Origin of the sequence: Dyella koreensis, assembly GCF_044904565.1 — a bacterium.
Classification (GTDB): domain Bacteria; phylum Pseudomonadota; class Gammaproteobacteria; order Xanthomonadales; family Rhodanobacteraceae; genus Dyella_D; species Dyella_D koreensis.
Window position 1 is genome coordinate 74,278 of record NZ_JADIKD010000004.1, and the last position, 26,067, is coordinate 100,344.

Genomic DNA, 26,067 nt, shown 5'->3' on the forward strand with positions numbered 1-26,067 from the left:
TCCCGGCCCAGGCCGGACAAAGACCTCATTCTCCGGTGACCCCATGTCCGAATTGACTCCCCGCGAAATCGTCAACGAACTCGACCACTACATCATTGGCCAGCACGACGCGAAGCGCGCGGTGGCGATCGCGCTGCGCAACCGCTGGCGCCGCATGCAGCTGGAGCAGGGCCTGCGTGAGGAGGTGACGCCGAAGAACATCCTGATGATCGGTCCCACCGGCGTGGGCAAGACCGAGATCGCACGCCGCCTGGCGACGCTGGCGAACGCGCCGTTCGTCAAGGTGGAAGCAACCAAGTTCACCGAGGTCGGCTACGTCGGCAAGGATGTGGAATCCATCGTGCGCGACCTGGCCGACGTGGCTTACAAACTCACCCGCGAGCAGGCGGTGAAGCGCGTGCGCTCGCAGGCCGAGGACCGTGCGGAGGATCGCATCCTCGACGCGCTGTTGCCGCGCCGCCAGACACCTACCGACTGGTCGCACGATCCGGCGCCGGCGATCGACAGCGATACGCGCCAGAAGCTGCGCAAGCAGCTGCGCGAAGGTGCGCTGGACGACCGCGAGATCGAGCTTGATTTCGCCATGAACGTAGGCGTGGAAATCATGTCGCCGCCAGGCATGGAGGAAATGGGCCAGCAGCTGCGCCAGATGTTCCAGAACCTGGGTGGCGCCAAGTCGCAGAAGCGCAAGCTGGCCATCAAGATGGCCCGTCCGCTGCTGATCGACGAAGAGGCCGGCAAGCTGCTCAACGAGGATGAAGTGCGGACGCAGGCGGTGTTTGTCGCCGAGCAGAACGGCATCGTCTTTATCGACGAGATCGACAAGATCGCTCAGCGCTCCGAGTGGGGCGGTGCCGGCGTCAGCCGCGAGGGCGTGCAGCGCGACCTGCTGCCGCTGGTGGAAGGTTCCACCGTGTCCACCAAGTACGGCCCGATCAAGACCGACCACATGCTGTTCATCGCTTCGGGCGCGTTCTCGCTGGCCAAGCCGTCGGACCTGATTCCCGAACTGCAGGGTCGCCTGCCGATCCGGGTGGAGCTGTCGGCACTGTCGGTAGGCGACTTCCAGCGCATCCTGCGCGAGCCGCAAAACGCGCTGACCAAACAGTACGTGGCACTGCTGGGTACCGAGGGTGTGAGCATCGAGTTCACCGATGCCGGCATTGATCGCCTGGCAGAGGTCGCGTTCCAGGTGAACGAGCGCACCGAGAACATCGGCGCCCGCCGCCTGCATACGGTCATGGAGCGCCTGCTGGAGAAAATCTCCTTCGAAGCTGCAGATAAATCCGGCGAAAAGTACGTAATTGACGCCGAATATGTCGATAAAAACCTTGGCAGCCTGGTCAAGGACGAGGACCTGAGCCGTTACATCCTGTAAACATGGGGAAAGACCCCGGCTGTTAAAATTAGGGGCGTATGGGAAAGGTTATTGAACTCAAGACGACGGGTCAGCGAGCTCAGCTGCGCGAAGCGCAGCAACAGCAGCAACTGATCCGCCTATGGCGCGGCGAACTCGAACACGGCAGCTTCTGTGGCTATGTCGGCGGGGTTGGCCGCGAATTTTTCTTGCTGTGGGTCGTGGGCGATGGCATTACCTACGACGGCATGTACATCATGCGGCACCGCGACATCTCCGAACTGGAGGCGCCGGACAAACACGCCGTCTTCATGGAGAAGGCGCTGGCGCTCAAGCACATCCTGCCGCGCCCGCCGCGCGGCTTTCCGCTGGACGACATCCGCGAAGTGGTGCAAGCCGCCGCCAAGCAATCGCCGGTGATCGGCGTGCACGTGGACAGCGAGGAAGAATCCGAAGTCTGCTACATCGGCAAGCTGATCAGCGTCGAGGAAGACGGCTTCAACATGCAGGAAATCAGCCCCGACGCGGAGTGGCTGCGCGAGGCGTCGTTCTTCTCCTGGGACGAGGTTTCCACCCTCAGCATCGAGGACGGCTACGCCCAGTCGCTGCTGGCAGTCGCCGGTACGCCGCCGCCGCTGGAGCAGGGCGATTCGGGCGTCGGTCACGCGCAGTAAGCCGCGACAGACTAGGCTGGCTGCTTCCCGCCCGAGACTGGAAGCATCATGCCCACCCGTCGTTTGCTGTTTCGTGCCTTATTGCTGCTGCCACTGAGCACGGGTGCGGCCTGCGCCCACCCTGCCGGGAACCCGCCAGCCATGCCTGATACCCAAGTCAGCGCCGCCAAGCCCGCCCCCGTGCAGTTGATCGTCAGCTTCAAGGATGACGTCAGTCCTGCCGCCATGGCGGACGCCAGCAGGGCCGTGGGAGCGACGCTGGTACGCAGCATGGATTGGGCACATGCCATCGTGGTTACGTTGCCTGCGGACATGAGCGCGGAGCAGGGCATTTCACGCTTCAAGGCACAACCGGGCGTGATGGGTGTGGAGATGGACCGGCGGCTACAGGTCAACCCGATCCGCGGTCCCAAGATCGGCAAATAAACCCTCGTTTCGACAAAGCGCCCGCCAGTCACACTGGCGGGCGCTTTCGTTTTCAGGGGGCAGTGGCGTTTGCGGCCGTGGAAGCCGCTGCCGCAGGCGCACGTGCTACAGGCTGCGCGGCGCCTTTCACTTCCCGGTCGAAGAAGTTGGCGATCAGGTGATACACGTGCGTGCGCTGGCCCGGCAGGTTCAGGCCGTGCTTGGCGCCGGGATACGCCATGAGCTGGAACTGCGAGCCGCGCTTCTGCAGCTCCGCCATCAGCTTGGTGGAGTTGAGGAACAGCACATTGTCGTCAGCCATGCCATGTACGAGGTAAAGCTTGCTGGTGAGGCCATCAAGCCACGCGAACGGACTGCTGCGCGTATAGCCGGCTTCATTGTCCTGCGGACGGCCCAGATACCGCTCGGTGTAGAAGGTGTCGTACAAGCGCCAATCGGTGACCGGTGCTACCGCTACGCCACCGGCGAGTTCGTTCGACGCCTTGGACAGCATCATGGTGGTCATGAAGCCGCCGTAGCTCCAGCCGAATACACCGATACGCTTGCCGTCGACCCAGGGCTGCGCTTTCAGCCAGTGAATGCCGGCGATCTGGTCTTCCACTTCGGCCGCGCCGAGCTGCTGATAGATGGCGTCCTCGAATTTGCGGCCACGTCGCGCCATGCCGCGGTTGTCGAGGGTGAACACGACGTAGCCCTGGTTGGCCATGTACTGGTTGAAGTAGTCGCCCCAGGTATTCACCACCAGCTGTGCATGCGGGCCGCCGTAGTAGGCATCGAACACGGGGTACTTTTTGGTCGGATCGAAACCGGCCGGCTTGTAGATGCGGTAGTACAGCGTCTGCCCGTCGGCTGATTTCAGCGTGCCGAACTCCGGCTTGATCAAGCTGGTGCGGTACGGCCAGAACGGATGCTTCTCGTCGAGTTTGTTCTGTTCGATCCAGCTGACAAAGCTGCCATCCGGCTTGTGTACGCTGACCTGCGGCGGCGTGTCGGCGCTGGCATAGGTATCGAGATAGAAGCCGGCGTTCGGCGCGAACTCCCCCATATGCGTGCCGGCGCCCTGGCTAATGCGCACCGGCTCGCCTGCCGTGCTGCCATCGAGCTTCAGCGCGTAGATCTGGCGATCCGGCACGAAGTCGCGGTTGGAGCTGACATACACCGTGCCGTTGTGCTCATCCACCGCCAGCACGCCATCGATCTGCCAGTCCCCCTGACTCACCGGGTGCTTGAGCTTGCCGTCGATGCCGTACAGGTAGAGATGATGGAAGCCGCTGCGTTCGCTGCCCCATAGGAAGCTCTTGCCGTCCTTGAGGAAGCTCAAGTCGTCGTTGAGATTGATCCAGGTGTCGCTGGTTTCGGTGAGCAGGGTGTGCTGCGCCAAGGTTTTCGCGTCGACCAGTTTCAGTTCCAGTTTCTGCTGGCTGCGCGGCATGCGCTGATAGGTGAGGTGCTTGCCATCCGGCAGCCACTTCACGCGCACCAGGTAGATATCAGTGTCTTTGCCGAGGTCGATCCAACGCGGCTGACCACCGGCCGGTGCGACCAGCCCCAGTTTCACTGCGACGTTCGGATCGCCCGCACCCGGGTAGCGCTGGTCGATCACTTCGGTGCGATCGGCATAAACCTCGGTGCGCTTGGTCACCGGCACCTTGGCTTCGTCGTAGCGCTCGAACGCGATCGCGCTGTCATCCGGAGCCCACCAATAACCGGCGCTGCGATCCATTTCCTCCTGCGCGACGAACTCGGCTTCGCCGTTATGCACGGTGCCGCCGCCGTCATGGGTGAGCTGCTTCGCCTCGCCGCTGGCGAGATCGATCGCCCACAGATTCTGGTCGCGCACATAGGATACGAAGCGTCCCTTCGGCGAAATCTTCGGGTCGATCACGTCGCCGCCGGTATCCAGCGCACGCGGCGCCGGCTTCGCGTCGGCAAGGTTGTACAGGTAAAGCTTGCCCCCGATGGGGAACAGCAGCTGCTTGCCGTCCGGCGACCACTGGTAGCTGAGGATGCCGCGCAGCCCTGCCGTGCGGGCGCGCTCGCGGCGCGCTTTTTCCGCATCGGAAAGCTGCTCGCCCTGCGGCTCCAGCTTGCGCGAATCCACCAGCAGGTGCGTGCTGTTGTCCTTGGGGCGGTATTCCCACAGGTCGAGCTGGAACTGGTCGTCACTGCGCGGACGCAGGAAGGTGATGCGGCTGCCGTCCGGCGAGATCTGCAAGCCACGTGGCGCGGGGCCGGCAAGACTGCCGCCGTCGAAGATGCGTTCGATAGTGAGTTTGTCGGCCATGGTCGGCAGGGCCACCGTCATCAGAGTGGCGAAGAGGAGGGCGCGCATGGGTACTTCCTTGGACTGCTGCGAGTAAGGCGCAAGAACAAACGCGGATTAGAACGCGTCATGCCGCGCGATGCCAGCTTTACCTGTGCGCAGAAGGCCGCGCATTCAAACGAATGCGCGGCGGAAGATCAGGCTTTCGCACCCTGCCCAAACAGCGCCTTGCGGGCCTCCTCGTCCTGGGTCAGGTCGAAACGGCCCTTGATCGACTCGCCGATCTCATAAGCCTTCTTGGTGGCGGGCCGTTCGCGGATGGCTTCAAACCAGGCTTTCAGATGCGGGAAATCGTCCAGCACCATGCTCTGCGCTTCGTAAGGCACGATCCATGGATAGGCGGCCATATCGGCGATGGTGTAATCCTTGCCGGCAATAAAGGCGCGGCCGTCCAGCTGCTTGTTCAACACACCGTAGAGCCGGCGCGTTTCGTTGACGTAGCGGTCAATCGCGTAGGGGATCTTTTCCGGCGCATAGCGGTTGAAGTGGTGGTTCTGCCCCAGCATCGGCCCCAGCCCGCCCACCTGCCAGTACACCCATTCCAGGACCTTGAAGCGGCCGCGCACGTCGGTCGGGAGGAAGCGGCCGGTCTTGTCGGCCAGATACTGCAGGATGGCGCCCGACTCGAACACGCTCAGTGGTTTGCCGCCATCGGCCGGCGCCGTATCTACGATGGCCGGCATGCGGTTGTTGGGCGAGATGGCGAGAAACTCGGGCTTGAACTGATCGCCCTTGCCGATGTTCACCGGCTTGATCTCGTAAGGCAGGCCAGCCTCCTCGAGGAACAGGGTGATCTTGTGGCCGTTGGGTGTGGGCCAGTAGTGCAGCTCGATCATGGGCAGCTCGATCATGGAATGCCCGTCGACGCGGGCGGTTCCTGGGATGTTCGGGCTTCAGGCGGGCTTTCAAGGCGACGGGTACTTCGATGCCACGGTCAACGCGCGTTGAGCGCTCACGTTCATCGCCCTGATCCCCGCGGAGATACCCACGTGAAGAAGATCCTCGCCTGCCTGACCCTGCTCGCCCTCGGCCTGAGCGCCGGCGCGTATGCCCAGACCAGTACTCCAGCTGCTCAGGACAGCAGCGGTGCGCATGCCGCCAAGCGCCCCATGGATCCACAGCAGCGTGCGAATCAACTCGCCAAGCGCCTGCAGCTCAATACCGAACAGACGAACCAGATTGCCGCCATTCTCAGCAACCGCCAGCAACAGCTGCAGTCACTGAAAAGCGACCGCAGCGTGAGGGGCGCGGATCGGCGCGCCAAAGCGCAGGCCATCATGAAAGATGGTGATACCCAGCTGCAGGCGGTACTCACTGACAACCAGCGCCAGCGCTACCTGAGCATGCGCGAAGCCATGATCGAGCGCCGACAGGAGAAGGAGGGCGCCAAGAACGAGCCCACCACGCCCATGCCCGACAACGCCGGCAAGTGACCCGGCCGGCCCGTCACGGCGGGCGCCGCATCACGTATGCTCGGCGGTCTTCATCGCAGGGCTAAGGATCGGGACATGACGCGCGTGGTGGTGGTCGGCAGCATCAACATGGATCTGGTGACGCTGTCGCCGCGTTTCGTGGGTCCCGGCGAAACCATTCTGGGCGAACGCTTCGTCACCGTGCCCGGCGGCAAAGGTGCGAACCAGGCTGTCGCCGCCGCTCGCCTGGGCGCCGAAGTAGCCCTGGTGGGCGCGCTCGGCGACGACGGTTTCGGCCAGCAATTGCGTGACGGCCTTGCGCGCGAAGGTGTGCAGCTCGATCACGTACGCCACATTGCCGATTGTGGCAGTGGTACCGCATCGATCACCGTGGCCGGCGGCGAGAACCAGATCATCGTGGTACCCGCCGCCAATGCGTGCGTGACGCCGGCGCAGGTGGAGCAGGCCCAGGCCATCATTTCACGTGCCGATGCGGTGTTGGTGCAGATGGAAATCCCACTGGAGTCGGTGGAAGCCACGCTGCGTCTTGGACAGCGATTGAATGTGCCGGTGATCCTCAATCCCGCACCGGCGCAGAAGCTGCCGGAGGCGTGGCTGAAACTGGCGCGCTATGTCACGCCGAACCAGCACGAACTAGCCATCCTGCTCGGTGCCGACGAACACGAGGACTTCCGTGAGTTGATGCGTCGCGCGCCCTGTCCGGTGGTGCTTACCCGCGGCGCTGAAGGGGCGTGGTACAGCGACCACAGCGAACCGGCGCACCAGCCCGGCTTCACGATCGACGTCGTCGACACCACCGGTGCCGGCGACACCTTCAACGCGGCACTCGCCACCTTCCTGCACGAAGGCTTGCCCGTCGCCGTACGCAAAGCCTGTGCGGCTGCGGCGCTATCGATATCCCGGCTTGGCGCCCAAGGCGGCATGCCGCGCGCGAAAGAACTGGAAACGTGGCTCGCCCGGCACGGCTGAGCCACTCGCTTCGCCATCCACCTCAATCAGCCGGACCCGGCGCCAGCACATCGCGCTGGCCATTGATGCCCATCGACGAAACCAGGCCAGCTGCTTCCATGGCTTCCACCAGGCGTGCGGCACGGTTGTAGCCAATGCGGAACTGGCGCTGCACGGACGAAATGGAGGCGCGACGCGAACGCAGTACGAAAGCGGCCGCTTCGTCATAGAGCGGATCGAGTTCGGCATCGGCGCCTTCTTCGCCGAACAGCTCGCCCGAACCTTCACTCGGCGGGCCGGCAAGGATCTCGTCCTTGTAGTCGGGCTCGCCATATTGCTTGAGGTGGGCCACCACGCGATGCACTTCCTCGTCGGCCACAAAGGCGCCGTGGATACGCTGCGGATAACCGGTACCAGGTGGCAGGAACAGCATGTCACCCTGGCCGAGCAGGCTTTCCGCGCCCATCTGGTCGAGGATGGTGCGCGAGTCGATCTTGGACGAGACCTGGAATGCCACGCGCGTAGGAATGTTTGCCTTGATCAGGCCAGTGATCACGTCGACCGAAGGGCGCTGCGTAGCGAGGATCAGATGAATGCCGGCAGCGCGCGCTTTCTGCGCCAGTCGCGCGATCAGTTCTTCGATCTTCTTGCCTGCGACCATCATGAGATCGGCGAGCTCGTCGATCACCACCACGATCATCGGCAACGTATCGAGCGTCTCGGGGATTTCCGGATGCGCCGGGAATGGATTGAGCAGCGGACGGCCTGCGGCCTTGGCCTCGCGGATTTTCTGGTTGTAGCCGGCGAGATTGCGCACGCGCAGCTCGGACATCAGGCGATAGCGGTTCTCCATTTCCGCCACACACCAGGCCAGCGCGTTGGCGGCCAGCTTCATGTCGGTTACCACTGGCGCCAACAGATGCGGAATGCCCTCGTACACCGAGAGTTCCAGCATCTTCGGATCGATCATGATCATGCGCACGTCGTCAGGCGTGGCCTTGTACAGCATGGACAGGATCATGGCGTTCACCGCCACTGACTTGCCCGAGCCGGTGGTGCCGGCGACCAGCATGTGCGGCGCGCGCGCCAGGTCAGCCACCACCGGTTCGCCGGTAATGCCCTTGCCCATCGCCAGCGTCAACAACGAATCGGAGCCGCGGTATTCGGCGGAGTCGAGGATTTCCGACAGCGCGATCATCTGGCGCTGCTCGTTGGGCAGCTCCAGACCCATACAGGTCTTGCCTGGAATAGTCTCGACCACGCGGATGGAGGTGCGCCCGAGGCCACGCGCGAGGTCCTTCATCAGCGCCACGATTTGGTTGCCGCGCACGCCCACGGCGGGTTCGACTTCGAAGCGGGTGATGACCGGGCCGGCTGACGCGCCGACCACCGTGACCGGCACCTTGAACTCGCGCAGGCGCTGCTCGATCAATTCGCCGGTCTCGGCAAGCTGGGCTTCGCCGACCAGAGTGGATTCGAGCGTCGCGCCGCTCAGCAACGACAAGGGCGGCAGCATCGCGGCAGCACGCGGACGCGACAGGCTCGTCACCGGCGTCACCTGTTCTACCGCAGTGGCTGCCGGCTCGTCGTCGTTGGCTGCGACGAATCGACCACGCACGGGTGGGTTTGCGCGTGCGACCTGTGGTGCCGGCATGAAATCCAGCGCTTCGTCCGATGCATTTATCGGTGGCGTGTCTGCCAATTCGTTGTCTACATGGACAGACTCTGGCAACACCAGCGGACGTGGTGTCTCGTCGGACACGGCGTCGGCAAGGGGAGGGGATGCGACCTCGGCCGCCGCTTCGGTCCGAACGGCTGGCTCGGTTTCATAGGCTGGGGTGGTGCGCGCTGAAGCGGCAGCCATCGCGGCGGCGATTCGTGCGGTGGATACCGCGGGAGCCACGGTTACTGGCCGCGCATTTTTCGGCTGCAGCCATGGCTCGCGAATGACCTGTTCGCGAATCGGCGCGTGCGATCGCTGCGACATAGCGGGTGTTTGAATGACTGACGTCGCTGGCGTCCGCTCCATCGACGGAGCGGGAGCAGTGGCTACCGTCGCCACAGGTCGACGAGCGATCGCTTGCGCATTGCGACGTGATTTGGATGCGGCACCTGCGCGCCGCACAGCGCCGCTTGTGCGCTGATGGCCAAATCGCCCCTTCAGCGGCGCGATGATTCTTTCCAGCAGGCCCGCAAACAGATCAACCTTCGCCGATGTCTGCGCGAACGCTGATCGCCAGGACAGCCCCGGGTACCAGCGCAATGAAACGACGAGCAGTGCGAGCATCAGCACGACAGAAAGCGCGGTGCCAAACATGGCGCCGAAGGCACTGGCCAACGCACGGCAAATCACGCCACCCGCGGTCGGATTGTCGGTGTAGTGCGCAACAACTAGGCCTTCGAGCGTGGCGCTCGCCAGCAATACAAACACACCGCCCAGCCAGAAACGGATTGTCCCCTCGCCGCCCACCGGACGCTTGCGGCCTTTGGTCATGGCGGCGCGGATGCCGCGCCAGATCAGGGGAATAAGCCAGAGAGTGGACAGCCCGAAGGCGCCAAAGAAAAAAGTGAGCATGCCTGGGTTTGTTCGGTGCGTGCCTGCAAACTCAGCATGTTAGCGCCACAGCGTCACGAACGTCAGCAGATTGTTCTGTAACGGGCTGTTATTCCACGGGCGCGTCGATGGGTGACGCTTACTTGCCGATGCAGAACGAGCTGAAGATCGCGCCCAGCAAGTCATCGCTGCTGTACGTCCCGGTGATCTCGCCCAGCGCATGTTGTGCCTGGCGTAGTTCCTCCGCGGCGAGTTCACCGGCGCGAGTTGCCAGCAGAACGTCTGCAGCGCTGTCGAGATGGACGGCGACCTGTTCCAGTGCCAGCACGTGGCGGCGGCGCGCGCTGAAAGCGCCTTCCCCGCTGCCGGCGCCCGCGAGCTGTTTGAGGTAATCGCGCAGGGCATCCAGGCCTTCGCCGGTTTTCGCGGAGGCCCACACCCAAATCGCATCGGCGCGTGTCTCGTAGCGCGAGTGCGTATGTGCCAGATCGATCTTGTTGATCAACACCAGGCGTTCGACGCTGGCTGGCAGATCGCTTAGTAGGGCGAGATCGTGTTCCGCGTGTTGTGTATCGGTAACCAACAGAGCGACATCGGCGCGTGCAAGTTCGCCATGGGCACGACGTACGCCTTCGCGTTCCACCGGATCGTCCGTTTCACGCAGGCCGGCCGTATCCGCCAGCTCCAGTGCAACCCCATCCAGACTGAGGCTTTCGCGTAATACATCGCGGGTGGTGCCGGCGATGTCAGTGACGATGGCTCGCTCGCTGCCTGCCAGCGCGTTGAGCAGGCTGGATTTACCGGCATTGGGGCGCCCGATGATGGCAACACGCAAGCCATCGTTGAGACGGACGCCGCGCTGCGCCTCGCGCAGCAAGTCGGCCAGTCGTTCACGCAAGGCATCGAGCTGGCGCGTTATGGCGGGATCGGCGAGAAAGTCGATTTCCTCTTCAGGGAAATCGATCGCCGCCTCGATATGCACGCGTAGTGCGATCAACGCCTGCAGCAAGGCATCCACCTTGCGCGAGAACATACCTTCCATCGAATGCAACGCGGCGCGTGCGCCGGCCTGCGAGCGCGCGGCGATCAGATCGGCGACCGCTTCGGCCTGGGTCAGATCCATCTTGCCGTTGAGAAAGGCACGTTCGGTGAATTCGCCGGGGCGCGCCAACCGTGCGCCAAGCTGGCATACACGGCGCAACAAGCCGTCGAGCAACACAGTGCTGCCATGCCCCTGCAGTTCCAGCACGTGTTCGCCGGTGTAGGAGGCCGGCGCGGGGAAATACAACAGCAAGCCTTGATCAATGAGTTCGCCGAGCGCATCGCGGAACACCGCGAAGTGCGCATGGCGCGGCTGCGGGTCACGGCCAAGCAAGTGTCGCGCGATCGCAGGCACGGCCGGACCCGATACCCGCAGCACACCTACACCGGCAGCGCCTGGGGCACTGGCGATCGCTGCGATGGTGTCGACGGCGGAAGTCATGGCGGACGGCGCGTAGCGGTATCGGCGGGATTATGGCCACGCAGAGCGGGCCGGAAGCAAACGATGCAAAAAGAAAAGGCCGCTTGCGCGGCCTTTTCGGTCAGGCGGCCTTGGCCTTGTGATCGGCGCGATCCACCTGGCGGGTGATGAACCACTGCTGCGCCAGACTGGTAGCGCCGTTGACCACCCAGTACAGCACCAGGCCGGCCGGGAAGAAGGCGAACATCACCGCGAAGAGGATCGGCATCACCTTCATCATCTTGGCCTGGGCCGGATCCATACCGGTGGTGGGCGTGAGCCACTGGGTGGCCATCATCACCGCCACATAGATCGCCGGAAGCACGAAGAACGGATCAGGCGCGGACAAGTCGTGAATCCAGCCGAAGAACGGCGCCTGGCGCAGTTCGACGCTTTCCATCAGCACGCGGTACAGGCCAAGGAACACAGGGAAGGTCACCAGGATCGGCAGGCAACCTGCCATCGGGTTGACCTTCTCCTTCTTGTACAGCTCCATCATGGCCTGCTGCATCTTCATCTTGTCGTCGCCATAGCGCTCCTTGAGCGCGGCGACGCGCGGCTGCAGCTTGCGCATCCTGGCGCCGGAGCGGAACTGCGCGGCAGTGAGCTTCCACAGCGCGGCCTTCAGCAACAGCACGAGCAAGATGATCGCCACGCCCCAGTTGCCGCTGATCGCATGCAGCTTGGACAGCAGCCAGTGCAGCGGCTGCGCGATCACGGTGAGCCAACCGTAGTTGGTGGACAGCTCAAGACCCGGCGCGACCTGGTCCAGCGTGCCCTGCAGCTTCGGGCCGATGTACAGACGCGTGCTGCTGGTGACGCTCTGTCCCGGCGCCACGCTGAGTGAAGGGCCTACGGCGCGAATCAGATAAAGCGGCTGTGCCGTGTCCGGATTCACGATGCTGGTGGAGTAGGAGTTCGGCTCCTGCCCCGGCGGAATCCAGGCAACAAAGAAGTAGTGCTGCAGCATTTCGGCCCAGCCACCGGTGATCGCGCGGTTCAGCGGCTTCTTCTGGAAGTCGGCGAACGGCAGCGTCTCGTACTTGTCCTGCGGGCTGTACCAGGCAGCGCCGAGGAAGCTGTGTGCGGCCGGATCGGTGTAGTTCTGGTACCAGGTGCGATTGTTCGGCGGGGCTATGCGCTGCAATTGCTCGTAGGCATTGCCTTGCCAGGCCGCACTGGCGCCGTTGTCGATCTTCTGGTCAAGCGCGACCGTGTAGCTGCCACGCTTGAGTGCGTAAGTCTTGGTGACTTTGAGGCCAGACGCATCCTGCCAGGTCAGATCGACCTTCAGCTCGTCCTGTCCTTCGGCGAGCGCATAACTGGTCTGCACAGCCTGGAACACCGAAAGATGCGTCGGCGCCACCGGGCTGTTGGCGTTCTGCACCGTGGTCAGACCATTTTGCGCGATGAAGAAATGCGCCTGTTGGTCATCCAGCAGGCGTACCGGCACCGGATCGGGATTCTTCTTCGTGCGCGGTTCCGACGGGTAATGCAGCAACTCCGAACGCACCACACTACCGCCGCGAGTGTCGACGGTGAGACGCAACACATCGGTACTGATGGTGATCAGCTGGGCAGGCGCATTGTTGGTGGAGCCGCTGGGCGGCGCGGCAGGCGTGCTGCCTGCGGTCGCACCCGGCACGCTGCTCTCTGCGCTTGGCACCGTGCCGCTGCTGGCGGCGCTGGCCACGGTGGCAGGGGCCGGCTGGGGTGCGTAATCTTTCTCCCAGGCCATCCATAGCATGTAGGCCACGGCCAGCAGGGCGAAGATGAGGAACGTGCGCGTTTGATTCATCGCGAAGCAGATCCGGTAGGCGCCGCGACGTGCTGCCGCGGAAGGGCGGAAAGAAAAAAGGTCAACGCGCGATTGTGCCGGCCGCGTCGCCTGGCTTCAACGTGAGGTTGGCCTTCTGCGACAACAACTTCTTCCACAACGCATCAATCTCGGCCAGCAGTTCGGGGCCAGGCAGGCCTGCCGCCTGATCGCGCGCCATCACCAGCAGATCCACTGCAGGAAGTTGATGCTGGATTCGACGGAAGGATTCGCGCAGGAGACGCTTGATGCGATTACGCTCGACCGCGCGCTTGGATACGCGCTTGGAGATGGCCAGGCCGAGCCGGGCGTGATCGAGCCCATTGCTGCGATAACGCACAGAAAAACAGCGGCCGCCGAGGCGGCCGCTGGCATTTCGCATCGCAGCGAAGTCACCGGCGCGACGGATCCGCGCCTCGCGCGGCAGTCCGGCACGCATCACAGTGATCTTACGGGATCAGGCGCTTGCGGCCCTTGGCACGACGGGCGTTGAGGATCTTGCGACCATCGGCCGTGGCCATACGGGCACGAAAGCCGTGCGTGCGGGCGCGCTTGAGCTTGCTGGGCTGGAAGGTCCGCTTCGACATGGCTTCCTCCTATTCGGTATGTGGATAAAAAGGTTGGAAATTATGCGGGCCATCTGGCGGAGATGTCAAATCCCCGCCAAAACCGGGGTTTGCATGGCCTGTGGATAATTGTGTGGATATGCTCTGGCGGAGAACCGGTAACCTGCTGTTAGACTTTCAGGTCCACCCTGCGCGCAAGCGCCCCTGCTGTGGCTGAAGAATACCCATGAGTGATCTGTGGCGGCGCTGTCTTGAGCGTCTCGAAGGCGAGTTGAGCGCCGAAGACCTGCATACCTGGCTGATGCCGCTGCAGGCACGCGACGACACGCTGGGACTGCAGCTGTTCGCCCCGAATCCGTACACGCTGGACACCGTGCGCGAGCGTTATCTGCCGCGTATCGAAGCCATGCTGACCCAACTCACCGGCCATGAGCTGTCGGTGCGGCTGGAAGTGGGTTCCAGCGCGTCCCGCGTACCGCCGCGTCCCGCTTCGGCCATGCCGCGCCCGGTCGCTGCGCCTGCGGTGGCCGAACCCGCGCCGCCGGCACCGGTCCACTTCAACCACAACCTGGATCCGCACTACACCTTCGAAACCTTCGTCGAAGGCAAGTCCAACCAGCTTGGCAAAGCGGCGGCGATGCAGGTGGCGATGAATCCGGGGCGCGCCTACAACCCGTTGCTGTTGTACGGCGGCACCGGCCTCGGCAAAACCCACTTGATGCACGCTGCCGGCAACCTGATGCGCGAGCGCAATCCCGAATTCAAAGTGCTGTATCTGCGCTCGGAACAGTTCGTGGGCGCGATGATCGAGGCGCTGCGCACCAAGAGCATGGATGAGTTCAAGCGCCGCTTCCGTTCCGTGGACGCGCTGCTGATCGACGATATCCAGTTCTTCGCCGGCAAGGACACCACGCAGGAAGAGTTTTTCCACACCTTCAATGCGTTGTTCGAATCCAAGCAGCAGATCATCCTGACCTGCGACCGCTATCCGAAAGAGGTGGACAAGCTGGAGCCGCGCTTGAAGTCGCGCCTGGGCTGGGGCCTGTCGGTAGCGATTGAGCCGCCGGATTTCGAAACGCGCGCAGCGATCCTGTTATCCAAGGCGCACGACAAGGGCGTGGCGGTGAGCGAGAACGTAGCGATGCTGCTCGCCAAGCGCATCCGTTCCAACGTGCGCGACCTCGAAGGCGCGCTCAACACGCTCGCGGCCCGCGCCAATTTCTACGGCAAACCGATCACCACCGAGTTTGCGGAGGAAACCCTGCGCGATCTGCTGGCCACGCATGCGCAGGCGGTGACGGTGCCGAATATCCAGAAGATCGTTGCCGACTATTACCAGGTGCGCCTGCAGGATCTGCTCTCCAAGCGGCGCGTGCGCTCGCTGGCGCGGCCTCGGCAGATCGCCATGGCGCTGTCGAAAGAGCTGACCGAGCACAGCCTGCCTGAGATTGGCGATGCTTTCGGCGGACGCGACCACACCACGGTGTTACACGCCTGTCGGACCATCAAGAAACTGTGCGAAACCGACACACGCATGCGGCAGGACTGGGAACAGCTCATCCGTATTCTCACGGGTTGATGCCCGGTTTTGCCGCAACTTGGATAAGCGCTTGATAAGCAGGGGTAGAAGCTGTGGATAATAGGTGGACGGTTCAGGGCTCCCCAGTTATCCACAAGTGACCCACAATCAGCGGGCCCTTTCGATCACACCGATTTATTTCTTTAACTGTTTGTTTTTGAAATAAAAAATCGAGTTTTCGAGTTATCCACGGCACCTACCACCACTACAAAACTTCTTTTAAAAACAGAACAGCAGGTTTAGGGGAAGCGCCTACATGCAATTCAGCATCCAACGAGAAGCTCTGCTCAAGCCGTTGCAGCAAGTCGTAGGCGTCGTCGAACGCCGCCAGACACTGCCGGTACTTGCCAACCTGCTGGTCAAGGTCGCCGATGGGAAACTTTCGCTTACCGGCACCGATCTGGAAGTGGAGATGGTTGCCACGACGGAAGCTGAGAAGCTTTCCGATGGGGAGATCACCATTCCTGCGCGGAAGTTGTTCGATATCGTTCGTGCACTTCCAGATGGAGCGAGGATCGAACTGAAGCTCAACGGCGATCGTGTGGCGCTGAATGCAGGCCGCAGTCGCTTCACTCTGGCCACCTTGCCGGCGACGGAGTTTCCGACCATCGATGAGATCGAGCTGGTCGAGCGCGTGAACCTGCCGGAAGAAGTTCTACGTGATCTGATGGAGCGCACCGCCTTCGCGATGGCGAATCAGGACGTGCGGTATTACTTGAACGGCATGTTGCTGGACGTGCAGGAGCACACGCTGCGTTGCGTCGCTACCGATGGTCATCGCCTTGCTTTGAAGGAGACCAAGCTGGATAGCAAGGTTTCCTCACGCCGCCAGATCATCATTCCACGCAAGGGTGTGAATGAGTTGGTCGGCCTGTTTGAGACCGGCGAAGGGCAGGTGGAACTGGAATTCGGTCGGAATCACCTGCGCGTTCGTCGCGGCGATGTGGTGTTCACCTCGAAGTTGATTGACGGCCGTTTCCCCGATTACGAGGCGGTGATCCCGCTCGGTGCGGACAAGACCGCCACGCTGGATCGCGAAGTGCTGCGTGGCGCCCTGCAGCGCGCAGCGATTCTTTCCAACGAGAAGTACCGCGGAGTGAAACTGGAACTTTCGCCGGGCAAGCTGCGGATCGTGGCGCACAACCCGGAGCAGGAAGAGGCGGTCGAGGAGCTCGAGGCCGAAACCGTGGTCTCCGATTTGGCTGTGGGTTTCAACGTTGGCTATCTGCTCGACGCGCTTTCCGCTCTGCGGGGCGAAAAGGCTCGCTTGAACCTGCGTGACGCGCAATCCAGCTGCCTGGTGCAAGAGGACGACAGCGAAGAGGCACGTCACGTGATCATGCCGCTGCGCCTTTGACGGCAGTGGGCGTGCGCGCCGATTGGCGTAGGCAGAACAAGGCAACGCCGGAGTCGTCGCAAGACGCTCCGGCGTTCTTGCTTATGGAGCCTGGAGCATGAAGCTGGAGCGCCTGCGGATTCAGGGCCTGCGCTGCCTGTCTGGCTCTGATATCGAGCTTGGGGCAGGGATTCACGTGTTTGTTGGCGCCAACGGCGCGGGCAAGACCAGTGTGCTTGAAGCCGCGTTCCTGCTGTCGCATGGACGGTCATTCCGGAGCGGAGCCAAGGAGGCTTTATTGCAGCGTGGAGCGAGCGCGCTTTCGGTGTATGGCGAAGTGCGGCACGAAGAAGGGCGGCTTAGCCGGGTTGGCTTGGGGCGAGAGGGCTCACGTTGGAACGCCAGGCTGGACGGGGAAAGTGCGACGTTGGGGCAGGTGGTGCGCGAGTGCGCTGTGGTCTGCTTTGAGCCTGGCTCGCATGCATTGATCGCTGGTGGCGCTGAAGAGCGGCGGCGCTACCTCGATTGGGGCGTGTTTCACGTGGAACACGATTTTCTATTGGCCTGGCGCCGGTATCAGCGAGCGCTAAAGCAGCGAAATAGCTTGCTGCGGTCCGGCTCGATGATTGCGGATGAGTTGTTCCTTCCCTGGGAAGCTGAGTTGTCGCAGACGGCCGAGCAGATTGATCGTATGCGGCAGCGATATCTGGATCTGATCTTGCCCCATCTGGCGGCGAGCATTTCTGGCCTCCTGCCTGAACTTGGCGAGCTCCAGCTGCGTTATCGGCGCGGTTGGACGGATGATCGCCCCTTGGGCGAGCAACTGGCTGACCAGCGTGGCCGTGATATCGCCCGGGGACACACAACGTTGGGCGTCCATCGGGCGGATTGGTCCATTGCCTTTGAACACGCACCGTTGCGCGAACATCTATCGCGAGGGCAGGAGAAGTTAACCGCTCTGGGGTGCTTGCTGGCGCAGGCCGGGTTGTACGCGAGCCACAAAGGGGAGTGGCCAATCGTTTGCCTGGATGATCTGGCCTCGGAACTTGATCTGACTCACCAAACAGCCGTTGTGGCCCAGCTGTACCAGGCCAGTGCGCAGGTGCTGGTTACTGGAACCGAGCTTCCTGCGCCTCTACAGGGGCTCTCAGCGCAGGTGTTCCACGTGGAACAGGGCAGGTTGGCGCCCCTGCTATAATCACAGATTGTGTTCCCAGCCCGGCCCTATGGCGCCGTGTCGGGCAGGGTAGCGGGCGCCAGGAAACAGTCGACGAATGAACACATCCTACGATTCGAGCAACATCAAGGTACTCAAAGGTCTTGAAGCGGTGCGCAAGCGCCCGGGTATGTACATCGGCGATACCGATGACGGCACGGGGCTGCACCACATGGTGTTCGAAGTCGTCGATAACTCGATCGACGAAGCCCTAGCTGGCTACTGCGACCACGTCTACGTCACGATCCACGACGATGGCTCGGTCAGCGTGGCTGACAACGGTCGTGGCATTCCGGTCGACACGCATCCAGAAGAAGGGCGCTCCACGGCCGAGGTCGTGATGACTGTGCTGCACGCCGGCGGCAAGTTCGACGCGAATTCGTACAAGGTCTCCGGCGGTTTGCACGGCGTGGGCGTTTCCGTGGTGAACGCGCTCAGCTCGCATCTTTGGCTGACCATTTACCGCGAAGGCCAGGAGCATCAGCAGGAATACGCCATGGGCGAGCCGCTGTACCCCGTGAAGGTGGTCGGTCCGTCGAGCAAGCGCGGTACTACGGTGCGCTTCATTCCCAGCCCAGAAACCTTCTCGAACATCGAGTTTCATTACGAGATCCTGGCTAAGCGCCTCCGTGAGCTGGCGTTCCTCAACTCAGGTGTGACCATCGAGTTGAAGGATGAGCGTGGCGAGGGCCGCCACGACACCTTTGCCTACGAAGGTGGCATTCGTTCGTTTGTGCAGCACTTGGCGCAGCTGAAGACCGCGTTGCATCCCAACGTGATCAGTCTCAGCGCCATGCAGGACGGCATCAGCGTCGAATTGGCGATGCAGTGGACCGACTCCTACCAGGAGACGATGTTCTGCTTCACCAACAACATTCCGCAGCGCGACGGCGGTACCCATCTCACCGGCTTCCGTGCCGCGCTGACCCGCTCGCTCCAGGGCTACATCGAGAAGGAAGGCCTGGCCAAGAACGCCAAGGTCGCTCTATCTGGCGATGACATGCGCGAAGGCCTGATCGCCGTGCTGTCGGTGAAGGTGCCGGATCCGAAGTTCTCCTCGCAGACCAAGGACAAGCTGGTGTCCTCCGAGGTGAAGACCGCGGTGGAGCAGGCCGTCAACGAGAAGCTCGGCGAATTCCTGTTGGAGCATCCGAACGAAGCCAAGGCGATCGCTTCCAAGGTGGTCGATGCCGCCCGCGCACGTGAAGCGGCGCGCAAAGCCCGCGAAATGACTCGTCGCAAGGGCGCGCTGGACATCGCCGGCCTGCCGGGCAAACTGGCTGATTGCCAGGAAAAAGATCCCGCACTGTGCGAACTGTTCCTGGTCGAGGGTGACTCCGCAGGCGGTTCTGCCAAGCAGGGTCGCAACCGCAAGACCCAAGCTGTGCTGCCTTTGAAGGGCAAGATCCTCAACGTGGAGAAGGCGCGCTTCGACAAGATGCTGTCCTCGGCCGAGGTCGGCACCTTGATCACCGCGCTCGGCACCGGCATCGGCAAAGAGGAATACAACCCGGACAAGCTGCGCTATCACCGCATCGTCATCATGACCGACGCGGACGTGGATGGCTCGCACATCCGGACCTTGCTGCTGACGTTCTTCTATCGCCAGATGCCAGAGCTGATCGAGCGTGGCCACGTCTACATCGGCTTGCCGCCGCTGTACAAAGTGAAGCAGGGCAAGCAGGAGCTGTATCTGAAAGACGATGCAGCACTCAACGGCTATCTGATTTCCAGCGCCGTCGACAACGCCGAGCTGGCTTATAGCCCGGATGCTCCTGCGATCACTGGCGAAGCGCTGGAGAAGCTGCTGCGCGACTATCAGTCGGCACTCGACCAGATCGAGCGCCTCGGCCATCGCTTCGACGCAACGGTGCTCACGGCGTTGCTCGAACACACGCCGATGGAGCCTGCGCTCTGGACCGATGCCTCCGGTATGCAGGCGTGGCTCGACGGCGCCACAAAGCGTCTTGCGGCCAGCGGTCTTGGCAAGCCGCGTTATCGCTTGTCGCTGCGCCCGGCCTATGATGAGCAGCCTGCCGCCATCGAGGTGGTTCGCGACCAGCACGGTCTCAGCCACACTTGGCTGTTGCCGCAGCCGTTCTTCGCCAGTTCGGAGTTCCGCCCGGTCCTTCATGCCAGTCAGCAGGTGGCTGGTCTGGTGCAGAAAGATGCGGTGGCACGGCGAGGCAATGCATCGCGCGGCGTGCTGAGCTTTGCCGAAGCGCGCAGCTGGCTGCTCGATGAAGCCAAGAAGGGCCGTACCATCCAGCGCTTCAAGGGCCTAGGCGAAATGAATCCGGAGCAGCTGTGGGAAACCACCGTAAATCCGGAGACCCGTCGCATGCTGCAGGTCGGCGTCGAAGATGCTTTCGCGGCTGACCAGATGTTCTCGATGCTGATGGGCGAGGCGGTGGAACCGCGTCGCGACTTCATTGAAGCGAACGCATTGAAGGTCGCCAACCTGGACATCTAAGTGTCGAAGGCTGGCAGCGGAGTCGCTCACGCGATATCCGTTGCCAGCCTCTTTTTTGCATTCATGTGTTAATGCATTAGTACATTAACGAAACGGAGCCCAAGCGATTAAAGTCGGGCGCGGCATCTGCCGATAACGCGGTGTGATGGTTGTCACATTGCCTTGTCGAGACTTCTCGAAGAACTGTCCGCAATGGCCTACATGACGTCCTGCAGAGGATATTTCTCGAAGATTCGCCTGTGAATGGTGCAACTTATTGATTTTTAACAATCTTTAATGCGGCGCTGCGTCTTGTCTCCGGGCGCCTGCTCGGGTTACGCTCAACGATCCCCTGCGTACCTTTGTGCGTGAAACCTTACATGAGGACTGCCATGAAGCACGTTCCCCTGATCAAGATGCTTGCCGGTGCTGCGCTTGCGCTGACCTTGGCGAGCAGCCCGGTCATCGCGAAAGACAGCAACGCTTCCAAGGACAAGAAGGAAGCGCTGTATCCGAATGCGACGCGCACCGAGCCTAAGCTGGACCTCACCAGCGAAAAAGATCAGAAGGCCCTGAACGAAGGCCTCGACGCAGTCAACGCACAGGAAAAGGACAAAGCTGTCCAGATCCTCCAGCCGATCATCGACAGCAGCAAGAGCAAGTACGCCCAGGCGCTGGCCCTGCAGGGTCTGGCTAACCTGCATTACAACGACGGCGACGTGAAAGGCGCCATCGACTTGCTCAAGCGTTCGCTCGACAACGGCACCATGCCGAACGACACCTACTTCCAGTTGCAGTACATGCTCGCCCAGTTCTATCTGGCCAGTGAGCAGTACCAGCCGGCGTTGGATACGCTCGCCAAGTGGCGCGCCGATGGCAAGAAAGAAACTGCCGAGTCGTACGCGCTCGAAGGCAACGCTTACTACCGCCTCGAGAAGTACCCGCAGGCCATTGCCGCGATCAAGAAGGCGCAGTCGCTGACCGACAAGCCGAATGACAGCTGGAACCAGATTCTGATGGCCAGCTATGCCGAATCCGGCCAGGGTGATCAGGCCGCCCAGTTGGCGCAGCAGCAGCTTGCCGCCAACCCGAACGATTCCACCGCGCTCAACAACGCTGTTGCCGTATTGATGCAGTCGCAGAAGTATCCGGAAGCGATCCAGCTGATGGAGAAGGGCAAGGCTGCCGGCGCGTTCAAGACCGAAAAGGATTACGTCAACCTCGCCAAGCTTTACCTGGTCACCGGTCAGGAAAGCTCGGATCCCAAGGCAAGCGCCAGCAAGGCAGTGGCGACCCTGGAAGAGGGTATGAGCAAGGGCGTGGTGCCCTCCAGCTACGACAATTACAAGCTGCTCGGTGATGCTGCCTACGTGGCGGACAGCCCAAGCAAGGCCATCCAGGCCTATCAGAAGGCAATGCCGATGGCGAAGGATGGCGAAGCCGCCGTCCGCGCTGGTCAGCTCCTGCTGAGCGAGAACAAGTACAGCGAAGCCAAGACGCTGATCCAGCAAGGCATCGACAAGGGCGTGCAGCGTAAGGGCACCGCCTACATGCTGCTGGCCGAAGCTTGCCGCGGGCTCAAGGACAAGCCGGGCGCGATCGCAGCTATGCAGAAGGCTGCGCAGGATCCTGATACGGCTGCCAAGGCAAAGGCATGGCTGAAGCAGGCGCAGGCAGGAGCCGGCAAGTAAGTTCGTACGTGGCGATTTGCAAGGCCACCGAAAAGGGCAGATAGACGTCTATTTATCTGCCCCTCAGGTGCTATACAAACGCCATGTGCTGTTGTACCGTTGAAACCTTTCCGTGCTCGTGTCCAGTGGCAAATGTCATCCCTCGGGATGGATTCGCCGCCAAGCGTCGTGACCACGTCTCACCGATTGTCTAGCTCCAGATAGTGACAGATGGCCTCAAGTAACGAAGCAACCGGCCAAGGGCCGTTCAATTGGAGGCGTACCTGGGCGCTGGCTGTTGCCATCGCGCTGCATGCTTTCGCGTTCTTGTTGCTGGTGGCGCCCATGGCACCGCCGAAGCAGGAGCAGAAGCAGAAGGAACGCATCGTCCAGGTGAATTTCATCGAGCCGCCGCCGCCGCCTCCCCCGCCGCCGCCGCCGCCGCCGGAACCACCAAAGCAGCCGCCGCCGAAGATTATTCAGCAGGTGAAGCCGCCGCCGACACCGCCGCCGCCGGCTCCGCCGCCGGCTGTCGAGGAGGCGTCGACCAACGCCATCCCGGCACCGCCGCCGGCACCGCCTGCTCCCCCGGCTCCGCCTGCGGATATCACCGCCAGTCAGGACATCAGCTACAACAGCCGTATTCAGCCCAAGTATCCGCCGCAGGCCATTCGCCAGCGTCACGAGGGCACGGTAACCCTGATGATCTTGGTCGGCGTGGATGGCTCGCCCAAGGACATTAAGGTGGAAACGTCCAGCGGTTACCGAGAGCTGGATCAGGCCGCGGTTGAAACGGCGCGTAAGTGGCGCTTCAATCCGAACATCAGGAACGGGCAGAAGACCGAGGGTTATGTGCGCGTTCCGGTCAACTTCAATCTCAATCAGCTGTAATTTCGGTTACAGACCCAGTTCACGCTTGACTTTCCAAGGGTAGCGTTATGTTCCAACAGACTCCTTCTCCGGCCCCGGCTGCGGGCAGTACCACCAACGCCGAAGCCATGAAGTCGATGGGCTTCGATCATCTCATCCACAATTTCGATTTCCTTGGCTGGATCGTGTTCGTGGTGCTGGTGGTGATGTCCTTCGCCTCCTGGTACTTCATCATTGCCAACGCCATCCGCAACACGATGGTCCGCGGCCGCGCCGACAAAGTGATCAATGGCTTCTGGAGCAACGGCTCCACTCAGGACGCCATCCGTGAGCTTGAAGCCCAGCCCAAGGGCGAACCCTTCTCGAAGATCGCCCTGGACGCCGCTTCCGCTGTGGCCCATCACCAGCAGGCATCCGCCGGTGGCGGCCGTCTGGCCGAGTCGCTCAGCCGCTCCGAGTTCATCGACCGCGCCCTGCGTCAGGCCGTGGCTCGCGAGAGCCTGCGCCTCGAAGGCGGCCTGACCTTGCTCGCCACGGTCGGTTCGTCAGCACCGTTCATCGGTCTGCTCGGTACTGTGTGGGGTATCTACCACGCGCTGATCAAGATCTCGGCGACAGGCAACGCTTCGATGGAAGCGGTGGCTGGTCCGGTGGGTGAGGCGCTGATCATGACCGCGTTCGGTCTGTTCACCGCGATCCCGGCCGTGCTCGCCTACAACTTCTTCAACCGTTCGAATCGCCTGACCTACGCCCAGTTCGATGAGTTCGCGCACGACCTGCACGACTTCTTCGCCACCGGCGCTCGCGTCGAAGGCAAGTGAGGGATTGACCCATGGCGATGAGCACTGGAGACAGTTCCGGCGGTCCGATGTCGGAAATCAACGTCACGCCGCTCGTCGACGTGATGCTGGTGCTGTTGATCATCTTCATGATCACCGCGCCGCTGATGTCCCACCGTATTACCGTCGATCTCCCGATCGCCAACCCGAAGGTGGCGGACAATGAGTTCGTCGAACCTATGGATCTGGCCGTAAAGCCCGATGGCACCATGTACCTCAATGATGTTGAGGTCACTGAGGCCGAGCTAAAGGCTCAGTTTGCGGTTGCGGCGGCGAAGTCGCCGCAGCCGGAGCTGCAGATCCGTGCGGACAAGACGACGGAGTACAAGATCGTGCGTAAGATCCTTGGCAGCGCTAAGGAGCAAGGCATGGTCCATGTCGGTTTCATCACGACCGGCAAGGAGTAAGAGTCATGGCATTCAGTTCTGGAAGCGGCAAGGGGCCGATGGCGGATATCAACGTCACGCCGCTGGTCGACGTGATGCTGGTGCTGCTGATCATCTTCATGATCACGGCTCCCATCCTGACGCACAAAGTGAAGATCGACCTTCCGCAGCCGAACCCGAACGTGGTTCAGCCGGAAAACCCACCGGATCCGATCCGTCTGAAGATCGACCAGTCGGGCGCGCTGTACTGGAACGACACACCGGTCGACGAGCTGGGCCTCAAGGCACAGATCGCGGTGATCGCCAGCCAGTCTAACCAGCCCGAACTGCAGATCAATGCGGATGATGGCGTGGCTTATGAGCATGTGGCCCGAGTCCTGGCCGATGCGAAGAGCTACGGCCTGACCAAGATCGGCTTTACGGAAGGTCAGTGATCCCCTAGCGGATCAATGCAACGCTACCCGCAAAAACCCCCGCTTCGGCGGGGGTTTTTGTTTGGGCCTGCTATTCTGTTTAGCCGTCCAAACGGCCAACGCGGACTCGGTGCGTGTGCGCACTGAACCGGATGATCAGCGCAGTATCTGCAAGTAGTTGCGCACCGTTGTGGCCAGTCCCTCGTACAAGGCTTCACCGATCAATGCGTGGCCGATCGATACTTCGGCAAGGCCTGGAATGGCCGCGCGGAATGTCCCGAGGTTCGCTTGACTCAGGTCGTGTCCGGCATTGACGGCGAGACCGGCCTGCTGAGCCCGGCGGGCTGTTTCAGCACATGACGCAAGCACTTCCCGCGCATCGCCTTCAGCGAATGCATGCGCATAAGGCCCGGTGTAGATCTCGATGCGCTGCACGCCGATAGCCGCCGCATGCTCGAACCCCTCGGCACCGGCATCGACAAACAGACTTACGCGGCAACCAATCTCTCGCAATTCGTCGACCAGCGGTCGCAAACGCTCGATATCGTTCTGCAGATCGAAGCCGTGATCGGAAGTGATCTGTCCATCGCCATCCGGCACCAAGGTCACCTGCGTGGGCTTCACTTCACGAGCGAGGCTGATAAGGCCCGGATAGTTGCTTCGCGCCGGCGCAAACGGATTTCCCTCGATGTTGTACTCCACACGCCCACGCAGCATGGCCGCCAGTGCGCGGACATCGTCCGGAAGCACATGACGCTGATCGGGCCGTGGATGCACGGTAATGCCACCGCAACCGGCTTCGATACAGGTCTGTGCAGCTTGAATGATGCTCGGCTCATCGCCACCGCGCGAATTGCGTAGTACGGCGATCTTGTTGAGATTGACGCTCAGCAGGGTCATAGGCACATCGACAGGCATGAAGGAATGTCGAGGCGGGAAGCAATGACAACAGGCAGCCCGCCGATGGACAGGACCAACAACATTGCGCCGATCACGCCCCCGGAGCAAGTGTCCGCAGGCGGATCGTGCGCGGTCCGCCGCGCCAGGCAATGCTGCCGACATGCTTACTGTCCAGACTCAAGCGATGCAGTTGCCAATGCGCCGGCAGCTCGCCATCAAGGAAATGCAGCGCCAACTGGTCGGCGCGGCTACCAATGCTCAGTCGGTGAAGACCAAAAGCCAGACCGCGGCCTGTCGCTTTCAGGACTGCTTCCTTGGCGGTCCATAATTGCAGGAAGGCGGCATCCCTCGCCGCGGGTTCAAGCGCGGCAAGCGCAGCGAATTCATCGACACTGAAATAGCGCTCGGCTATCGCCAGCGCGCGCGGTCGCTCCCGTAGCCGCTCCAGATCCACGCCAGGTTCAATTCCCCGCGCAATGGCAAACAGCGCCTGGTCGCCGCTATGTGTCCAGTTGAAATGCAGATCGGGATCGCGTGGCATTTCCAGGCTGGGGCGGCCATAGACGCCGGCGCCCAACTGGATGGCGTTGGCCGCGCATCCCAGATAGGCAGCCAGCAACACAAGGAACGGCGCACGCCCCTGGTGATGGTCGTAGTCGAGCCGCCAAACGTGTATCTCGTCATCGCGTAAGGGCTCTGCTACTTTCGCTGGAGCCAGGCTGTCGGTCGTCATAGGGCGACATGGTGCCGGCCGGGGAAGGATCGAACAAGCATACCGGCCATCAGGCATCCGGTGGCTTGCGGGCAA

Annotated in this window: 23 protein-coding genes; 14 read left to right on the plus strand and 9 right to left on the minus strand. The window is 62.1% G+C overall.

Going from position 1 to position 26,067, the window contains the following annotated elements:
* Positions 1-43 precede the first annotated feature (43 nt).
* Genes hslU through ISS97_RS00390 form a run of 3 tightly spaced genes read left to right on the plus strand, consistent with a single transcriptional unit; the run spans position 44 to position 2,457 of the window.
* Positions 44-1,378, plus strand: a complete 1,335-nt coding sequence (hslU, locus tag ISS97_RS00380) for an ATP-dependent protease ATPase subunit HslU (RefSeq protein WP_379987351.1) — start codon at positions 44-46, stop codon at positions 1,376-1,378.
* A 38-nt stretch (positions 1,379-1,416) separates the two neighbouring features.
* Positions 1,417-2,031, plus strand: coding sequence for a hypothetical protein (locus tag ISS97_RS00385; RefSeq protein ID WP_379987350.1), 615 nt, complete (start codon positions 1,417-1,419; stop codon positions 2,029-2,031).
* A 48-nt stretch (positions 2,032-2,079) separates the two neighbouring features.
* Positions 2,080-2,457, plus strand: coding sequence for a S8 family serine peptidase (locus ISS97_RS00390; RefSeq protein WP_379987349.1), 378 nt, complete (start codon positions 2,080-2,082; stop codon positions 2,455-2,457).
* Positions 2,458-2,509: 52 nt separating this feature from the next.
* Here ISS97_RS00390 and ISS97_RS00395 read toward each other — a convergent pair whose 3' ends face one another.
* Both ISS97_RS00395 and ISS97_RS00400 read right to left on the minus strand, forming a co-directional pair.
* Complete coding sequence (locus ISS97_RS00395; RefSeq protein WP_379987348.1) at positions 2,510-4,789, minus strand: S9 family peptidase; 2,280 nt, start codon at positions 4,787-4,789, stop codon at positions 2,510-2,512.
* Positions 4,790-4,917: 128 nt separating this feature from the next.
* On the minus strand, positions 4,918-5,616 hold the full coding sequence (locus ISS97_RS00400) for a glutathione binding-like protein (RefSeq protein WP_379987419.1): 699 nt from the start codon (positions 5,614-5,616) through the stop codon (positions 4,918-4,920).
* Positions 5,617-5,769: 153 nt separating this feature from the next.
* Between ISS97_RS00400 and ISS97_RS00405 the strand changes: the two genes are divergently transcribed.
* Positions 5,770-6,213 carry a hypothetical protein gene (locus ISS97_RS00405; protein ID WP_379987347.1) on the plus strand — a complete coding sequence of 148 codons (444 nt, stop codon included), beginning with the start codon at positions 5,770-5,772 and terminating at the stop codon, positions 6,211-6,213.
* A gap of 75 nt (positions 6,214-6,288) precedes the next feature.
* Positions 6,289-7,182 (plus strand): ribokinase, encoded by an 894-nt coding sequence (gene rbsK / locus ISS97_RS00410; RefSeq protein ID WP_379987346.1) that lies wholly within the window; start codon positions 6,289-6,291, stop codon positions 7,180-7,182.
* A gap of 22 nt (positions 7,183-7,204) precedes the next feature.
* On the opposite strand, the gene ISS97_RS00415 is transcribed toward rbsK, so the two are convergent.
* The 5 genes from ISS97_RS00415 to rpmH all read right to left on the minus strand — a co-directional run bounded on the left by ISS97_RS00415 (position 7,205) and on the right by rpmH (position 13,619).
* On the minus strand, positions 7,205-9,736 hold the full coding sequence (locus ISS97_RS00415) for a DNA translocase FtsK 4TM domain-containing protein (RefSeq protein WP_379987345.1): 2,532 nt from the start codon (positions 9,734-9,736) through the stop codon (positions 7,205-7,207).
* A gap of 118 nt (positions 9,737-9,854) precedes the next feature.
* Entirely contained in the window at positions 9,855-11,198 is a 1,344-nt protein-coding gene (gene mnmE / locus ISS97_RS00420) for a tRNA uridine-5-carboxymethylaminomethyl(34) synthesis GTPase MnmE (protein WP_379987344.1), read from the minus strand.
* 100 nt (positions 11,199-11,298) lie between these two features.
* Entirely contained in the window at positions 11,299-13,014 is a 1,716-nt protein-coding gene (gene yidC / locus ISS97_RS00425; RefSeq protein WP_379987343.1) for a membrane protein insertase YidC, read from the minus strand.
* Between the two features lie 61 nt (positions 13,015-13,075).
* A complete protein-coding gene (gene rnpA, locus ISS97_RS00430; RefSeq protein WP_379987342.1) occupies positions 13,076-13,474 on the minus strand; it encodes a ribonuclease P protein component in 399 nt (132 codons plus the stop codon).
* Positions 13,475-13,481: 7 nt separating this feature from the next.
* On the minus strand, positions 13,482-13,619 hold the full coding sequence (gene rpmH / locus ISS97_RS00435; protein WP_019464789.1) for a 50S ribosomal protein L34: 138 nt from the start codon (positions 13,617-13,619) through the stop codon (positions 13,482-13,484).
* Between the two features lie 205 nt (positions 13,620-13,824).
* On the opposite strand from rpmH, the gene dnaA reads away from it, so the two are divergent.
* From dnaA to ISS97_RS00480, 9 genes are all read left to right on the plus strand, one after another.
* Entirely contained in the window at positions 13,825-15,177 is a 1,353-nt protein-coding gene (dnaA, locus tag ISS97_RS00440; RefSeq protein ID WP_379987341.1) for a chromosomal replication initiator protein DnaA, read from the plus strand.
* A 256-nt stretch (positions 15,178-15,433) separates the two neighbouring features.
* On the plus strand, positions 15,434-16,534 hold the full coding sequence (dnaN, locus tag ISS97_RS00445; RefSeq protein ID WP_379987340.1) for a DNA polymerase III subunit beta: 1,101 nt from the start codon (positions 15,434-15,436) through the stop codon (positions 16,532-16,534).
* Positions 16,535-16,631: 97 nt separating this feature from the next.
* Positions 16,632-17,711, plus strand: coding sequence for a DNA replication/repair protein RecF (recF, locus tag ISS97_RS00450; RefSeq protein ID WP_379987339.1), 1,080 nt, complete (start codon positions 16,632-16,634; stop codon positions 17,709-17,711).
* Between the two features lie 76 nt (positions 17,712-17,787).
* Positions 17,788-20,202 (plus strand): DNA topoisomerase (ATP-hydrolyzing) subunit B, encoded by a 2,415-nt coding sequence (gyrB, locus tag ISS97_RS00455; RefSeq protein ID WP_379987338.1) that lies wholly within the window; start codon positions 17,788-17,790, stop codon positions 20,200-20,202.
* A 371-nt stretch (positions 20,203-20,573) separates the two neighbouring features.
* Positions 20,574-21,872 (plus strand): tetratricopeptide repeat protein, encoded by a 1,299-nt coding sequence (locus ISS97_RS00460; protein ID WP_379987337.1) that lies wholly within the window; start codon positions 20,574-20,576, stop codon positions 21,870-21,872.
* A gap of 210 nt (positions 21,873-22,082) precedes the next feature.
* A complete protein-coding gene (locus ISS97_RS00465) occupies positions 22,083-22,742 on the plus strand; it encodes an energy transducer TonB (protein WP_090449924.1) in 660 nt (219 codons plus the stop codon).
* A gap of 47 nt (positions 22,743-22,789) precedes the next feature.
* Complete coding sequence (locus ISS97_RS00470) at positions 22,790-23,542, plus strand: MotA/TolQ/ExbB proton channel family protein (RefSeq protein WP_379987336.1); 753 nt, start codon at positions 22,790-22,792, stop codon at positions 23,540-23,542.
* Positions 23,543-23,553: 11 nt separating this feature from the next.
* Positions 23,554-23,967, plus strand: a complete 414-nt coding sequence (locus tag ISS97_RS00475) for an ExbD/TolR family protein (RefSeq protein ID WP_379987335.1) — start codon at positions 23,554-23,556, stop codon at positions 23,965-23,967.
* Positions 23,968-23,972: 5 nt separating this feature from the next.
* On the plus strand, positions 23,973-24,380 hold the full coding sequence (locus ISS97_RS00480) for an ExbD/TolR family protein (RefSeq protein ID WP_379987334.1): 408 nt from the start codon (positions 23,973-23,975) through the stop codon (positions 24,378-24,380).
* Positions 24,381-24,515: 135 nt separating this feature from the next.
* On the opposite strand, the gene ISS97_RS00485 is transcribed toward ISS97_RS00480, so the two are convergent.
* Positions 24,516-25,259, minus strand: a complete 744-nt coding sequence (locus tag ISS97_RS00485; RefSeq protein ID WP_379987333.1) for a pyridoxine 5'-phosphate synthase — start codon at positions 25,257-25,259, stop codon at positions 24,516-24,518.
* A 91-nt stretch (positions 25,260-25,350) separates the two neighbouring features.
* Positions 25,351-25,992 carry a 4'-phosphopantetheinyl transferase family protein gene (locus tag ISS97_RS00490; protein ID WP_379987332.1) on the minus strand — a complete coding sequence of 214 codons (642 nt, stop codon included), beginning with the start codon at positions 25,990-25,992 and terminating at the stop codon, positions 25,351-25,353.
* Positions 25,993-26,067: the final 75 nt, after the last annotated feature.